Origin of the sequence: Motiliproteus sediminis, assembly GCF_017912535.1 — a bacterium.
Classification (GTDB): Bacteria; Pseudomonadota; Gammaproteobacteria; order Pseudomonadales; family Balneatricaceae; genus Motiliproteus; species Motiliproteus sediminis.
Map to the genome: position 1 here is coordinate 120,960 of NZ_JAERQK010000002.1, position 14,515 is coordinate 135,474.

A 14,515-nucleotide genomic window follows, 5' to 3' on the forward strand; every position below is an offset into this window, starting at 1 on the left:
GCCTCAGGATAGTGCCTCTTGGCGTCATACTTTAGTCGGTATACATTGACCGTCTACACCCACGTACCACCCAAAACCAACAATAAAATCAAAGGGGTTGTCAGATGCGCATTCGCACCATCAGCATCGTGCGCCAGATCAGTCTGGTGTCGCTCGTTCTTATCCTGCTGGTGTTCACCGCCACCGGTGTCGCCACCTACCGGCAGATGTCCACCATCTTGCTCGACAAAGCGGAAACAGAAGTGGACAAGCAAGTGCTGATCATCAGGGACCTGATGGAGCAGCAGTTCAACGCTTACGCGGTCCAGGCCAAATCACTGGCTGAGTCCTTTGCCAAGATGTTCCCCAACGGCATTCAGAAACAGAGCCGTACGGTCGAGGTCAATGGTCACCAGACACCGATTCTGTCGACTCTGGGTGCCCACCTCAACAGCAACTTCAGCATCCCTGACGTGTTCAAAAGCCGTACCGGTGCGGTAGCAACGGTATTTGCTCGCGTCGATGATGACTTTTTGCGTATCAGCACCAGCCTGACCAAAGATGATGGCTCGCGCGCCTTCGGCACCTTCCTCGGCCAGCAACACCCCGGCTATGAAAAACTGATGAACGGCGAATCATACACTGGCTGGGCTCGGCTGTTTGGTCGCTACTACATGACCGTCTATGACCCGATCGAGCACAAGGGCGAGATTATCGGCGCACTGTTTGTCGGTTTCGACATTACCGACGCCATGGGGCTGCTACTGGACGGGCTGGCTGACATCAGTTTTGGCGATACCGGCTACCTCTACGTGGTGCGTGCCGACAGCGGCAATAAAGGGCAGTTCTTCTATCACCCTACCCTGGGACAGGAGGTCAACATCCTGGAGATCAGCACCCCCGACGGTGAGCAGCCATTCGCCCAGCTGCTGGCTAACGATGATGGTCGCTTTACCTACCTTTGGAACGATGCCAACGGCAAGCCGGCACTGAAGAACGTGTTCTTCCACCGAGCCCCACAGTGGAACATGGTGATCGCAGGGGGCTCCTTCATACGCGAATATCAGAAGGAATCCAGCGACGTGGTGATGCTGATCAGTGCCATCTCCGCGCTGGGTGCCCTGGCCACCGCGGTGCTATTGGGCTTGTTGCTCAAACGCACCCTGTCGCCGCTGAAGACGCTGGTAGGCCAGCTCAATCGGGTCGGTGACGGCGAAATCAGCATCAGGGTTGACCATGCCGAGGCCGATTCAGCCAACGAGGTCCACCAGATGGCGGCCGGAGTGCAGGATATGGCTGCCAACATCCGCCAACTGATCGACCGCTTCCGGGCCTCAGTGGCAGAACTGGATCAGGCCACCGAGCGGATGCACGACTCCGCCTCGTCAAGTGGTAGCGCCGCCAGGGATCTGCAGGCGCATACCGATCAGATCGCCACCGCCATCGAAGAGATGTCGGCCACCGTCGAGGAGGTGGCGCGCAGCGCCCAGGAAGCCGCCGGCAACGCCGCCTCGGTGGATCAGGATACCCGCAACGGCGCCCGCCTGGTGGAAGAGGTGATCGCCGAAATCGAAACCCTGAACGCCCAGATTCTTGAATCTGCCGATGCGATCGAAGCGGTCAACAGCGACAGTGAGTCGATCCAGTCGGTGATCAAGGTGATCAACGATATTGCCGAACAAACCAATCTGCTGGCGCTCAACGCGGCCATCGAAGCCGCTCGCGCCGGTGACCAGGGGCGTGGCTTTGCCGTGGTCGCCGACGAGGTTCGTCAACTGGCGCAGCGCACCCAGAAATCCACTCAGGAGATCGAAAACACCGTCGTGCGTCTGGGCAACAGCACCCATACTGCGGTCACCCGAATGCAGCAGAGCCGGGAGAAGGTCAAGGTGACGGTCGAGAAGGTCGGGCAGGCGGGGCAATCCCTGCAGTCCATCACCGACAGCGTATCCGGCATCGCCGATATGTCGACCCGCATCGCCACCGCCGCCGAACAGCAATCCGCGGTGGCCAGCGAAGTGGCCCAGACCCTCACCACCGTGCGCCACAAAGCGGATGACACACTGGCCAACTCGGAGCAATCGGAACGGGATGCCGAGCAGCTCTCACAGCTCGCCAGCCAGCTCCATCAACAGCTGGCAGTCTTCCGCTAGCCTGCGCGATGCAGAAACTGCGGCCGGCGGCTCAGGCTGTTTCCGCAGTCGCCTGCCGGCGCGGATCGCGAGGATAAAACCGTTCCGGCAACTGGTCGATATGACTGAACCGGCGGGTGTCCTTGTAAGGCATTTTCATGAAGCCGGAGATACCAAGACCGTTAATCTCCGGCACCGCTGCCAGCACCCCCTGCAGGCAGCGCCTGAACTCTGCCTCCTGCGAAGGGTCGAGTAGTTTGAAGTAGCTATGGATTTTCAAGTGGGTTTCCAGGCTTTCGAAGATGATCAGCCCGGTGTGGTAGATGCCGTTGAGCTGTTCGATCAAGCCCATGATCGATGGCGGTAGCTCCAGATTTTCCTCCGGGTCACGCCCATCCTCAAAGTAGGAGTGCACCCGGCTACCATCCTCCAGCTCCGGTACAGCCACCACCTCGTAGGGAATCGCCAGCTCACTCCCGGGTACAAAGGGCTGACTGACATCGCGACGTTCGATATGCAGTGTGCGCCGGGCATCGAACAAACAGCTCTTGAATACCCCCTGACGGTAGATCGCCCGGGCCAGGTTGACCATATTGTTGATGGCCTGCACAAAGGACTCACGGTAACGCTCGTCGTGCAGGTTCAGGCAGGAGTCGATCGACACCCCCTCCTGCTCCCAGCGCACCGCCAGCCCACCCACCACGGGGTACTTGCCGAGACGCCCCACGGCCGCCAGAAATGCTTTCTCGGTGTCGCCCATGCCCTGCAAGAAATTCTTGTAGTAACGGTCGAACTGCACATCATCGATATCCTGCATCACCTCGGCCACCCCCTCCTCCTTGAGGAACGCCTTGCGCGAGCTGTAGACCACGGTGTCGATCTCGCGATCACGCTTGTGCACCCAGGCCGGTATCAGCCCGGTGGCTGGCTGGCGGGGCAGGTCGATCATCAGGGTGCGGGCCATCAGCGGCATATTGCGCAGGAAATAATCGCCGGCCCGTGCCCGGGTTTCCGGTTCCGGGTCAAGCATACCCGCAAGCACGCGGGCGAACTCCTGCGGCAATCCCAACGAGGTAGGCGGAATAGCCCGGTAGCCAAAGCGGCAGGACTGGCCAGAAGCCAAGGCGTAGAGGGTTCCCGCCGCACCCTGCTCGTCAAAGCGTGGAGACGACAGGGCGCCATTAAGCTGTTCCTGACCGATAAAATAGACGTCGCCCAGACGGGCGTTGGTGTTCTGCAGGTCACCGGACATCAGCTCCATCACGCTGCTGGCGATAGGCTGGCCGTTTTCATCGAGCTGCGCGAATACCGACGAACCCCAGTCGATCAACGCAATCTCTTCACTGGCGGGGTCAAACACCACATTGGAGGGTTTGATATCACCGTGCACCAGCGGCCGGCGCGCTTTGACGCTGTCCCCGCGCAACGCCCGCAGAATCGTTGCCAGCTGATCGGCAATATGCACAATCGACCGTGGCGACAACGGCCCCTCTCGCAGCGACAGCAGCTCAAGATCCAGCCCGCGCGCGCGCTCCATCACCAGAATGGCCTGCCGCCGAATACGCTGAAACTGCACCAACCGCGGCACCCGGGCGTGATCCACCTGCCCCAGCATGAACGCCTCCTCTTCCAGGCGATCCTGCACATGCTGCGGCAGGGTGATACGGGAGAACTTGAACACATACTCGCGGCCGCCCGGACTGACACCGCCGAACACGAATCCGAACGCCCCCTTGCCGATCATCTCGATGCGAGAATACCCGAGCTGCTCCAGCTGCTCCTGGCATAGACAGACCCAGTTCTTCAGCTTCTGGGCGTCGTCATGGCTGAGCAGGTAGATCGACTGCTCTTCGGGAATGTAAAACTGCTGCAGGTTAGGCTTGTCCATCAACACCTCAGCACCAACAAAGGGGAACGAGGGCCGAAGCCCTCGCTGACGATGCTACCTCATCAGGCCAGATCCAGCAGCATGGATGCCGGGTCCTCCAGATAGGACTGCCACAGGCCACTGAAGCGTGCGATGGTACCGCCATCGATCACCCGGTGATCGCCCGACCAACTGATATTCATGATCGAGCGCGCCACCACCTGGCCACTTTCATCAAAGCGCGGCAGCTGCTGGGTTTTACCCAACGCCACGATCGCCACCTCCGGTGCATTGATTACCGGCACCGAGTAGGTGCCACCCAGCGCACCGATGTTAGAGATACTGATGGTTCCACCGCTCAGATCCTCCTGCGCCACCCGCCCGCTGCGCGCCGCTTCGGTGATACGCTGCACTTCTGCCGCTATCTCCAGCACGCTGAGGGTCTCCACCCGCTTGATGTTAGGCACCAACAGACCGATCTTGCTGTCCACCGCCATGCCGATGTTGCAGTGAGGCAGGTAATGGATCTCGGTGCAATCGTCGTTGACCCGACTATTAAGAATCGGGAACTGCTGCACCGCCAACGCCAGCGCCTTCATGATGAACGGCATCAGGGTCAACCGCACCCCTTGCGCTTCCGCTTTGGGTTTCAGCTGCTGCCGTAGGGCCAGTAACGCGGTTACGTCCACCTCGTCACCGTAGGTAAAGTGCGGAATGGTAGAGGTAGACAGCACCATCTGCCGGGCCATCGCCGCCTTGATCCCCTTAATCGGCTCCACCCGAATCTCAGCATCTGCCGCGGCTGGTTTGCTAGCAGCCGATTGCGCCGGCACCGTTGCCGCGCTCTCCTCTTTGCCCGGCAGCTCACCGACAAAGCGCAGAATATCCTCCTTCAGCACCCGACCGTCGCGACCGGAACCAGGCACCGCAGCGATATCGATCTGGTGTTCACGGGCAATGCGACGCACCGCGGGACTGGCCAGCGCCTTGCCGTTGCGACCGCTGGTAACCGTTGCCGAACACACACCGGAACTCGCCGCGGGAGTGGCCTTGGCCGCAGCCGGAGTGGCCTGCGGGGCGGTTGCCGCAGCGTCATCGGGGCGCAGCGCAAACAGCGGCGCATGCACCTTGGCGATCTCGCCCTGGGCGTGATACAGCTTGGTGATAACGCCGTTATTATGCGCCGGGATCTGCACCACCGCCTTATCGGTCATCAGCTCCACCAGCGGCTGATCCTCGCTGATGCGATCGCCCTCAGCGACCAGCCACTCGACCACCTCGCACTCGACGATCCCTTCGCCAATATCCGGCAGAATAAAATCCTCATCCGCGTGCCCTGTCGCCGCGGTCGCCACAGGCTCAGCTTGCGGCGTCTCTGCGGCCGTGACTCTGCGGTCGGTGTCCGGTCTGTGCGTCGGCTCGTCAGCGCCTGCCGCATCGGTTTCCACCGCAAACAGCGGAGCATGCACCTTAGCGGTGTCACCCTGCCGGTAATAAAGCTTGGTGACCCTGCCTGCGAACGGCGCGGGTATCTGCACCAGCGCCTTGTCGGTCATTACGTCAGCAACCGGCTGGTCTTCGTCAATCTGCTCGCCCTCAGCGATCAGCCATTCGACCAGCTCGCACTCGACGATCCCTTCGCCAATATCCGGCAGAATAAAATCTCTGATCATCGTTGCGTCCCCCTAAAACTGCACACTGGCTTTAATCGCTTCGTAAACCTTGAGGTGGTCAGCCATGTACTCCTTCTCCAGCGCAAGCGGATAGGGAGTATCAAGGCCGCACACCCGGGCAATGGGCGATTCCAGATAGAGGAAACAACGCTCCTGAATGGCCGCGGCGATTTCACCGGCAAAGCCACCGGTTAACGGTGCTTCGTGAGAGATCAGCAGGCGACCGGTCTTCTGCACCGACGCAGCCACCGTATCCACGTCCCAGGGCAGAATGGTACGCAGGTCGATCAGCTCGCAGGAAACGCCATCCTTGTCCGCCATCTCCGCGGCTTTTTCGATGATCTCCATCTGCGCACCCCAGGCCAGCAGAGTGATGTCGCTGCCTTCACGGGTCACCTCGGCTTCCCCCAGCGGCAGCTGGTAATCCTCTTCCGGTACCTCACCAACGGAGGCGCGGTAGATCCGCTTGGGTTCAAAGAACACCACCGGGTTGGGGTCACGGATCGACGCCAGCAGCAACCCCTTGGCCTGATGGGGATTGCGCGGCACCACCACCTTGAGCCCCGGAGTATGGGCAAAATAGGCTTCCGGCGACTGGGAATGGTAATGACCACCGGCGATACCGCCACCGTAGGGGGTTCGAATCGTCAGGCCACCGACATCGAACAGGTTCCCGGAGCGATAACGGAACTTGGCCGACTCGTTCACGATCTGGTCAAAGGCAGGAAATATGTAGTCGGCAAACTGAATCTCCGCTACCGCCCTGGAGCCCTGAGCCGCCAGGCCATTGGCAAAGCCGATAATCCCCTGCTCCACCAGCGGGGTGTTGAAACAGCGATCACGACCGTATTTCTCCTGCAGGTGACTGGTGGCACGAAACACCCCGCCAAAGCTGCCCACATCCTCGCCAAAGCAGATCACTTTGTCGTCTGCCGCCATGGCGATATCAAGGGCGTTGTTGACCGCTTGAAGTAGATTCATTTTAGCCATGGTCGATCCTCCCTGATGTCTTGGGGTAGGCATCCGGGTAACGACGGATATGCGCTTTGAGTTGTTCCAACTGCTCGGTCAGATGGGCTGTCGGCTGGTCATAGACGTCGGTGATCATCTCGTCCACCATCGGTGCCGGACGATGCTCGGCGGCCTTCAGCGCCTCCAGCACCGCTTGGCGCTCGCGCTCAAACAGGGCGCTATCTTCCTCCTCGCTCCACCACTTTCTCTTCAGCAGCCAGTTCTTGAAACGCACTAACGGGTCCTTTTCGCGCCACTTTTCCTCCTCTTTCTTGCTGCGATAACCCGAAGGGTCATCGGACGACGAATGCGCGGCCAGCCGATAGCTCATCGCCTCGATCAACACCGGCTCGTTCTCTTCGACTGCCAGGCGCCGCGCCTCTTGCATGGCAGCGTACACCGCCAGCACGTCATTGCCGTCAACCCGAATCGCGTGCATGCGATAGCCCAGCGCCCGCGGCGCGATGCCATCAGCGGCAAACTGTTCGCTCGACGGGGTGGAGATGGCATAGCCATTGTTGCGACAGAGAAAAATAACCGGAACCTTGAGCACCGACGCCATGTTGAGGGCGGCATGAAAATCGCCTTCAGATGCCGCGCCCTCACCAAACACAGTCACGGTGCAGCGCTTGTCGCCGGCCAGTTTCTGGCCGTAGGCGTAGCCGGTCGCTTGGGGGATCTGGGTCGCCAAGGGGGACGAAATAGTCATGTAATGCAGCTGGCGGGAGCCGTAGTGAATCGGCATCTGCCGACCCTTGCCGTAATCCTGTTCGTTACTGAACAGCTGATTCATGAACTCGTCGAGGGTGAAACCACGGAACACCAGCGCACCCTGCTCACGGTACTGCGCCATGATCATGTCGTCGTCTTCAAGGGCGGCAGCAAAACCGACGGTGGTCGCTTCTTCACCGGTTGACTGCATGTAGAAACTGAGGCGTCCCTGACGCTGCGCTGCCAGCATGCGCTCATCGAGCACACGGGTACGGGCCATGGAACGGTAGATTTTCAGCGCGAGCGCCTGATCCAGATCCGGCACTTGGGCGCCCTTGTACGGGGTGCCGTCCTGCTTTACCACCTTGTAGGTGGGAATCTGAAGCTCGTCGCCACGCATGAACTCGAGCTGATGCACAGCCCGCTCTCTTGTTGCGGTACTCATAGCTACCTCATTCTTTTTATTAGAATGTTGTGCTGATGCCTCTTGTGGAGGCGCACTGTTAATATAGTTGCTGCCCGGTAGAGCAGCGGATGTTATACCGCACCTTTACGTAAACGTAAACTACCAATCCCGCCGACCGCCGTCACCGTATTGCCATCTTGCTGGCACCAAACCGTCATCAAAACTCCTTAATCTGGGCGCGATTGCCAAGCAACCGCTGGAGTTTAAGCGTGATTCAGGTTGAGCAGATGGTGGCTGACAAAGCCCCGGATTTCATGGCCCGCAGTCCGTTGATTACCCGCCCGACGCTGGGGCTGCTGCGAAAGCTGTTTCATGAGCGGGAGGTCAATCGGTTCCTGCGCCAGCACGAGGACTGTCACGGCTTCGATTTCATTGACCGGGTGCTGGAGCATTTCAATTTCACCTATCAGGCCAGTCAGGTCGACCGGCGTAACATTCCCGCCACCGGCCGCGTGCTGATCATCGCCAACCACCCGCTGGGAGCGCTCGACGGTCTGGCGTTGCTGCGTCTGATCGGCGAGATTCGCGCGGATGTGCGGATCGTTGCCAACGAGCTGTTGATGGGGTTTGATCAGTTGCAGAATCTGTTTCTGCCGGTCGACAACCTCAAACGGCGCACACCGCGTGCGCAGCTGAAAGCGATCAGCGCCTGTCTGCAGCGTGAAGAAGCGGTGATTATCTTTCCGGCTGGAGAAGTGTCGCGACTGTCACCAGCCGGTATCCGCGACCGGGCCTGGAACAGCAGCTATCTGAAAATTGCCCACAAGAACAATTCGCCGTTGCTGCCGATTCACGTGGGTGGCCGCAACTCCTGGCTGTTTTACACCAGTTCGACCCTCTACCGCCCGCTGGCGTCGCTGCTGCTGGCCCACGAAATGTTCAGCCAGCGCAACCGCCAGATTCCGATCCGAGTCGGACAACCCATTGCGGTCAGCGAACTTGACCGGATGCCGCTGGGAACTAAAGAGAAGAACAAGCTGGTGCGGCGTCATCTCTACCGCATCGCCCGTGGCAAAAAACCACTGATAAAGACCGAAAAAACCATTGCCCACCCGCAAAACCGCCAACGGTTGCGGGCTGAGCTGAAGCTGGCCCAGCGCTTGGGAGAAACCAGCGACGGCAAGCAGATTCTGTTGTTTGACTACCGCGAAGACTCCGCAGTAATGCGCGAACTGGGGCGATTGCGAGAGGAGGCGTTCCGCCAGGTGGGTGAAGGGACCGGGCAGAAAAGCGACCTGGATCGTTACGACCGCCACTACCGCCATCTGATCCTCTGGGACGACGAGGATCTGGAGATTGCCGGCGCCTACCGCATCGGCGAATCCTGGCAACTGCTGGACGGCCCCAACAAACGCTGGCTCTACAGCGCAGAGCTGTTCGATTACAGTCGCGACATGGTCCCCTTTTTTGAACAGGGGATCGAACTCGGCCGCAGTTTCGTGCAACCCCGCTACTGGGGCCGCCGCAGTCTGGACTACCTGTGGTACGGCATCGGCGCCTATCTACGCGCCAACCCCCAGGTGCGCTACATGTTTGGCCCGGTCAGCCTGTCGGCCCAATACCCGCAGCTGGCCCGTGACCTGCTGGTCTATTTTTACCGGCTTTACTTTCCCGACCGCGAGCGGTTGGCGCGCTCCTTCACGCCTTACCAGCACGATGACGCCAATCTGGAACTGATCATACCGCTGTTTAGCGGTGACGATTATGAAGCCGATTTCAAAACCCTGCGCCAGCAGCTGCACCATCTGGGCGTCGCAGTGCCGACCCTCTACAAACAGTACAGCGAACTGTGCGAAGAGGGCGGCGTTCGTTTTCTTGATTTCGGTGTCGATGCCGACTTCGGCTTCTGCGTTGACGGCCTGGTGCTGGTGGATCTGGAGCGGGTAAAAGCGCACAAACGGCAACGATATCTGGGCGAGCTGCCTACAACGGCTTCTCCAGAAACAGCGCCTGCCCCATGAGCGGATCCAGCTCATAGGCGGCAAATCCGGCTTCAGCATAAGCCTGCCGCGCCGCCTGGTTGCCGGACAGCACCTCCAGCGTTACCTTGCAGCACCCCCGTTGCCGGGCGATTTCCTCGACCTGCTGCAACAGCGCCTGCGCGAGCCCTCGTCGGCGATAAGCGGGCAGAACCGCCAGGTCATGCAGGTTGATCAGCGGCTGGCAGGCAAAGGTGGAGAATCCCTGAAAGCAGTTCGCCAGTCCTGCCGGCTGCTGGTCAACATAAGCCAGCAGGCTGAACGCCCCCGGCTGCTGCGCCAGCGCAGCTACTACTCTATCCCGCACCCTTTGCGACAACGCTTTGCCGCCGCCCATTGGATCCAGGGCGTAGGCATCAAGCAGAGCCACGATGGCATCAGCGTGATCCGGCCGCTCGTAATCCGCATTCACGATGGTCACCGACATTGTCTATATCCCCTTATGAAAAACCGGATCACGCCGCCAGATCGCTGCGCTCAGCGCCGCAGCGGCACCCACTCAAGCCCAACGCCCGTTTGGCCTTTGCCTGCCGAGGGCACCCCGCTGACACTACACTCAAACCGGACAGGAGACCTCTGGGAGGCCATTATGAACCGGGAACAGCTTAAACAGGATATTCGCACCCATGAAGGGGTGATCAATCATCTCTACCAGGACACCCGCGGCAACGCCACCATCGGCGTAGGGCAACTGGTACCTGATGCCGCCTATGCCCGCACCCTGCCGCTGGTTCACCGCGATAACCGCCAGCCCGCGTCAGGCGAAGAGATCGATGCCGAGTATGCGCGCGTCATGGCGGAACCCCCGGCGATGGTGGCCTCGCGTTACCGATCCGCCACCGAGCTGATACTGCCGGACGACGAAATCGACAAGGTGCTCGACCAGCGAGTTGATGAATTCATGGCCGGCCTCAGCCGTCATCTTCCCGGTTTTGAGCAGTTTCCGGAAGGGGCACAGCAGGCGCTGCTGGATATGGCCTTCAATTTGGGTGTCGGCGGGCTAACGCGGAAATTCCCCAAGCTGATGCGTGCGGCCAAGCAGCAGGACTGGCAGACCTGTGCCGCTGAATGCAGCCGGCGCGGCATCGGCGATCAACGCAACGCCGCCACCCGGGCTCTGTTTGACGGCGCCTGTCGGGCCTGAGTCACAAGTTCCAGACAAACCACGGCACCGGTCGTGCATCGCCGCGGCGGCACGCCGGCAAACAGCTGAAACGGGAAACGGGAAACGATCATGCCGCAGACGTCGGGTTCGCCCGCAGTGCCGGGAAAGCTGACCGTCTTCTACGACGGTGCCTGCCCCGGCTGCCGCCGCGATCGCAAACGCTATCAAGCCTGGGCCGGCGAAGCCGGGCGAGAGGTGGAGTGGTTCGATATTACCGGCCAGGAGCAATGGCTACGCCAGCACGGCATCGACCCGCAACGGGCGCTGACGGAGCTGCACCTGATGGATGCCAACGGCCACATTCACGCCGAGCTGAACGCCTACATTCTGTTGATGCGACGCGTCCCGCGCCTGCGCCCGCTGGCGTGGCTGATCAGCCTGCCGCTGCTGCGCCCGCTGCTTGCCAGCCTCTATCACAGCATGGTGCGCCGCCGCTTGCGTCGCAGTGGCCGTTTGCCCTAGCGGCTATTTACAGCGCTGCGCCGCCGTCCGCAAACGCGCGGTAGCATCGACATCAAAGTGAGCGGATACCGGCACTGCCAACCCGGGCAAACGCACAGAGACACCATCTTGCGAGGTGCGAATCAGGTCCAGCACCGGTGTTGCCGACAGGGTTACCCCCACATCCTGCACCGGTCCGAGCTTGAAAGCACGCAAGGTCACCGGCAGCAGTTGCGACTGGTTGCCGGCGCTGACTTCCAGCTCGGCACGCTCCGGAATCTGATGCTCATGGGGTACCTTTTCGAAGCGCAGATGGAGATCGGCCCCTCGAAAACAGCCAAAGGCGAACGTTGCGCCCTCTGCCACCTGAGCGTCCGTGGTTTTCACCGTCAGTGAAGCCGCCTCAGCAGTGAAGCTGAGCGCGGCGGTCAGAGCAATAAGATAGGTTTTCAAAAGTGCACCTGTAGGCCTGCATAAGGACCTGAAAAGGTCAGGTCGGTATCTAGGTTATCGACATCATCCAGTTCAAGCCGCGTCTCCCGGTAGCCCAACTGGATACCCACGTCGATGGCCATATTATCGATCACATTGTACTGAATCTGTACCTGGTAATCGTAGAAGCTGCTGTCGCCAACTGCCAGACCACTGAACTCACCGCCAATACTGAGTCCCGTTAACGGCAGCTCTGCCTGTGCGGCTATGTAGAGCGTCGGCAGATAGCCATCAAAGTCTACCCGCTCTCTATTGGCGGGGTTGGCATCTTCAGTCACGGTCACGAAGCCGTCCATCTGCATCACGTTCAGTCCCAGATCCAGACTGACCACGTTATCCAACAGTTCGTAGTAAAGAATAATATCGTTGTGGCTAAAATCGACATCAGTGGTCACATCACCGGTAAAGGTCGAGCCCTCGAAGGTAAAGTTAACGCTACCCGTGCCGCGACTTTCGAGATCGGTGTGCTTAAGCTTGATATTGGGAATCAGCGGAATCGGATGCTCCAGCGCCACGTAATAAACATTCTGTTTATCCTTGGCAAAATCGAGATCGCCGCTCTGCGGTTGTCCGGCCGTACCGATACCACCTTTACCGTCCATGTCCCACACCTGCGCGCCGGCGGTCAGTCCCAACACCGTGTCCGCCTGAACCGGCGCCGCCACACCCAAGGTAGCCAGTGCGCTGATGCCTAGCCAATTCTTCAGTTTCATCGTCATATCCTTTATCGCTGTCCTGAAAAGCAGGGCTCCACCCTGGTAGCGCGTCCCGAGCCAGAGTGACCGCCTTGGCCAAGAGTACCCCCGCCGTGCTCTGCTGCCCACCCCCGCACTGCGGTTAAAACTGCCAAAACATGATCCGGGGCAAACCTTTAGCGCGCCGACCAGATGGAGGCATGGGCACTATACTGTCGGAACCTCTGTCTCGATAACAGATCAGCGAGCCGTTTCTGCCATGTGGCAACATATTTTTACCCACAACTCCCGCCGCCCGGCGGCAAGGAACTCAGTTCCTCATGGATAACCAGTCCTATCGGCAACCCCCTTCTCAGCCGCCAGAGCGGGTGCGCTTCCCCTGGCGTATTTTTTCGCTGGTCGGAGTAGCCACCGTGGTACTGCTGCTGGTGATCGGATACAGCTTTCGTCTGGGTCACCATATGACTGCGCAGTATGCGCCCCTGATCGGCGCGGCCCAAAGCCTGCGCATAGAAACCACTCTCGCCCACCTGTGGCTCGAAGAGATACTGAGCGGTGATGACAGTGAAGAGTTCGCTACCGTTGAAGGGCACCTGCATGCAGCGCGCACCTATGCCAAGCTGATGCTGCAGGGGGGTGAGTATCGTGACGGCCTCTATCTGCCCCTCAGCGACCCGCTTCTGCGCCGGCAGGTCGAGAACCTGCAAAGCTCACTGGGTCGCATCGAAGCGATCACCCGGCAGCGCTACCAGGCACTGGGAAGCGACGCCCCCGGCTCACCCATCGACCGCCAGTTCGACACCACCTTCAGACAGTTTTCAACCCAGGCGGACGGCGTCGCCACGGAGCTAAAAAAACAGGTCAACGCCGAGCTGAACCGTTTTCGCCAGCTGCAGTTCAGTCTGATTGCAGGTTGCGTGCTGCTGGCCGGTTTGCTGCTGCTGACCCTCTACCGATATGAACGCCAGAGGGTGCGTCACCTACGCACCATCTACCGGACTAATCAGTTACTGGATCGCCTCAGCCTCACCGACGGGCTGACAGGCATTCCCAACCGGCGTTACTTCGATCAGCAGCTCGCAGCCGAATGGCAGCGGGCCCAGCGAGAACAGACACCGCTGACGCTGGTGATGGTCGATATCGACTACTTCAAGCTTTACAACGACCATTACGGCCATCAGCAAGGCGACCACTGCCTGCAACAGGTCGCCTCGGCGCTCGAGTACTTTTGTCAGCGCCCTGCGGATGTTGCCGCCCGCTACGGGGGCGAAGAGTTCGCCCTGATACTGCCCAACACCGCGGGCGCAGAAGCGCAGATAGACCGACTCGGAGCCGCCATCGAGGCACTCAACATACCCCACCTCAACAGCCCCATCGCCAGTCACATCACCGCCAGTATCGGCTACTGCACCCTGTTACCCCAAGCGGGACACTCCTCGGCACAGTTGGTAGAGGCCGCCGACGGCGCCCTCTACCGCGCCAAACACAGCGGCCGCAATCGCAGCGAAGCCTGCTGCCTGCCGGACGATGCCTAAACCTCACTGTTGACCCGCGACAAGCCCAGCTCGGGGTAAGCGATTCGTTCATCAGCATTCCCGGTTTGCCACGGACGGACCGCATCGCGCTGGCAAGCCACGGAGCGAGAGATCAGCGCACCATGCCCACTGATACCCTCGATACAGGGGCTAGCCGGCCACATCCGGAGGCGTCGACGGTGCCATCCGGGTGTGGCCGTCAACAGCCCGCACGGCTATCGAATCTGACTCGTGCCATCACCGAGCAGATCAATCGCACCAGCCACAAAACCGCCAACGGACAGGTAGCGGCGCTGACCAAGCGGCTACGGCAGTGAGCGGGTCGTTTTCCACGCTGAATGGGCGATAACTACGCCCCGGCTTCCCGTC

Annotated in this window: 13 protein-coding genes; 6 read left to right on the top strand and 7 right to left on the bottom strand. The window is 60.1% G+C overall.

From position 1 onward, the window contains the following. The first annotated feature begins 104 nt into the window (after positions 1 to 104). Positions 105 to 2,132, top strand: a complete 2,028-nt coding sequence (locus JJQ76_RS04990; protein WP_210395624.1) for a methyl-accepting chemotaxis protein — start codon at positions 105 to 107, stop codon at positions 2,130 to 2,132. A gap of 31 nt (positions 2,133 to 2,163) precedes the next feature. On the opposite strand, the gene JJQ76_RS04995 is transcribed toward JJQ76_RS04990, so the two are convergent. From JJQ76_RS04995 to JJQ76_RS05010, 4 genes are all read right to left on the bottom strand, one after another. Then, a complete protein-coding gene (locus tag JJQ76_RS04995) occupies positions 2,164 to 3,999 on the bottom strand; it encodes a protein kinase domain-containing protein (protein ID WP_210395625.1) in 1,836 nt (611 codons plus the stop codon). Positions 4,000 to 4,061: 62 nt separating this feature from the next. Then, positions 4,062 to 5,651: a dihydrolipoyllysine-residue acetyltransferase gene (locus tag JJQ76_RS05000; RefSeq protein WP_246480308.1), complete on the bottom strand. Its 1,590-nt coding sequence runs from the start codon at positions 5,649 to 5,651 to the stop codon at positions 4,062 to 4,064. A 12-nt stretch (positions 5,652 to 5,663) separates the two neighbouring features. Beyond that, positions 5,664 to 6,641: an alpha-ketoacid dehydrogenase subunit beta gene (locus JJQ76_RS05005; protein ID WP_210395626.1), complete on the bottom strand. Its 978-nt coding sequence runs from the start codon at positions 6,639 to 6,641 to the stop codon at positions 5,664 to 5,666. Continuing rightward, positions 6,634 to 7,818: a thiamine pyrophosphate-dependent dehydrogenase E1 component subunit alpha gene (locus tag JJQ76_RS05010; RefSeq protein ID WP_246480310.1), complete on the bottom strand. Its 1,185-nt coding sequence runs from the start codon at positions 7,816 to 7,818 to the stop codon at positions 6,634 to 6,636. Before JJQ76_RS05010 ends, JJQ76_RS05005 begins: the two co-directional genes overlap by 8 nt. Positions 7,819 to 8,048: 230 nt before the next feature. Between JJQ76_RS05010 and olsF the strand changes: the two genes are divergently transcribed. Beyond that, the gene (olsF, locus tag JJQ76_RS05015) at positions 8,049 to 9,800 is read left to right on the top strand and encodes a bifunctional ornithine lipid synthase OlsF (RefSeq protein ID WP_343232484.1); all 1,752 of its coding nucleotides are present in this window, start codon (positions 8,049 to 8,051) and stop codon (positions 9,798 to 9,800) included. Here olsF and JJQ76_RS05020 read toward each other — a convergent pair. Then, complete coding sequence (locus tag JJQ76_RS05020) at positions 9,763 to 10,245, bottom strand: GNAT family N-acetyltransferase (protein ID WP_210395627.1); 483 nt, start codon at positions 10,243 to 10,245, stop codon at positions 9,763 to 9,765. The two genes, olsF and JJQ76_RS05020, sit on opposite strands and share 38 nt — an antisense overlap. A 162-nt stretch (positions 10,246 to 10,407) precedes the next feature. On the opposite strand from JJQ76_RS05020, the gene JJQ76_RS05025 reads away from it, so the two are divergent. Both JJQ76_RS05025 and JJQ76_RS05030 read left to right on the top strand, forming a co-directional pair. Continuing rightward, positions 10,408 to 10,962 carry a glycoside hydrolase family protein gene (locus tag JJQ76_RS05025; RefSeq protein ID WP_210395628.1) on the top strand — a complete coding sequence of 185 codons (555 nt, stop codon included), beginning with the start codon at positions 10,408 to 10,410 and terminating at the stop codon, positions 10,960 to 10,962. 90 nt (positions 10,963 to 11,052) lie between these two features. After that, complete coding sequence (locus JJQ76_RS05030) at positions 11,053 to 11,445, top strand: thiol-disulfide oxidoreductase DCC family protein (RefSeq protein WP_210395629.1); 393 nt, start codon at positions 11,053 to 11,055, stop codon at positions 11,443 to 11,445. A 3-nt stretch (positions 11,446 to 11,448) separates the two neighbouring features. Here the strand turns inward: JJQ76_RS05030 and JJQ76_RS05035 are convergent, their stop codons facing one another. Together JJQ76_RS05035 and JJQ76_RS05040 are read right to left on the bottom strand one after the other, a co-directional pair. Next, a complete protein-coding gene (locus JJQ76_RS05035) occupies positions 11,449 to 11,877 on the bottom strand; it encodes a hypothetical protein (protein WP_210395630.1) in 429 nt (142 codons plus the stop codon). Next, positions 11,874 to 12,629, bottom strand: a complete 756-nt coding sequence (locus tag JJQ76_RS05040; RefSeq protein WP_210395631.1) for a TIGR04219 family outer membrane beta-barrel protein — start codon at positions 12,627 to 12,629, stop codon at positions 11,874 to 11,876. The genes JJQ76_RS05035 and JJQ76_RS05040 overlap by 4 nt, the downstream gene beginning before the upstream one ends. Before the next feature lie 302 nt (positions 12,630 to 12,931). On the opposite strand from JJQ76_RS05040, the gene JJQ76_RS05045 reads away from it, so the two are divergent. Further along, the gene (locus JJQ76_RS05045) at positions 12,932 to 14,146 is read left to right on the top strand and encodes a GGDEF domain-containing protein (protein ID WP_210395632.1); all 1,215 of its coding nucleotides are present in this window, start codon (positions 12,932 to 12,934) and stop codon (positions 14,144 to 14,146) included. A gap of 122 nt (positions 14,147 to 14,268) precedes the next feature. Continuing rightward, positions 14,269 to 14,463, top strand: a complete 195-nt coding sequence (locus JJQ76_RS05050; protein ID WP_210395633.1) for a hypothetical protein — start codon at positions 14,269 to 14,271, stop codon at positions 14,461 to 14,463. Positions 14,464 to 14,515: the final 52 nt, after the last annotated feature.

Bases quoted from the DNA above. Each gene is read 5' to 3' on its own strand.
- JJQ76_RS04990 (WP_210395624.1), top strand. From the start codon at position 105: ATGCGCATTCGCACCATCAGCATCGTGCGCCAGATCAGTCTGGTGTCG.
- JJQ76_RS04995 (WP_210395625.1), bottom strand. From the start codon at position 3,999: ATGGACAAGCCTAACCTGCAGCAGTTTTACATTCCCGAAGAGCAGTCG.
- JJQ76_RS05000 (WP_246480308.1), bottom strand. From the start codon at position 5,651: ATGATCAGAGATTTTATTCTGCCGGATATTGGCGAAGGGATCGTCGAG.
- JJQ76_RS05005 (WP_210395626.1), bottom strand. From the start codon at position 6,641: ATGGCTAAAATGAATCTACTTCAAGCGGTCAACAACGCCCTTGATATC.
- JJQ76_RS05010 (WP_246480310.1), bottom strand. From the start codon at position 7,818: ATGAGTACCGCAACAAGAGAGCGGGCTGTGCATCAGCTCGAGTTCATG.
- JJQ76_RS05020 (WP_210395627.1), bottom strand. From the start codon at position 10,245: ATGTCGGTGACCATCGTGAATGCGGATTACGAGCGGCCGGATCACGCT.
- JJQ76_RS05025 (WP_210395628.1), top strand. From the start codon at position 10,408: ATGAACCGGGAACAGCTTAAACAGGATATTCGCACCCATGAAGGGGTG.
- JJQ76_RS05030 (WP_210395629.1), top strand. From the start codon at position 11,053: ATGCCGCAGACGTCGGGTTCGCCCGCAGTGCCGGGAAAGCTGACCGTC.
- JJQ76_RS05040 (WP_210395631.1), bottom strand. From the start codon at position 12,629: ATGAAACTGAAGAATTGGCTAGGCATCAGCGCACTGGCTACCTTGGGT.
- JJQ76_RS05045 (WP_210395632.1), top strand. From the start codon at position 12,932: ATGGATAACCAGTCCTATCGGCAACCCCCTTCTCAGCCGCCAGAGCGG.
- JJQ76_RS05050 (WP_210395633.1), top strand. From the start codon at position 14,269: ATGCCCACTGATACCCTCGATACAGGGGCTAGCCGGCCACATCCGGAG.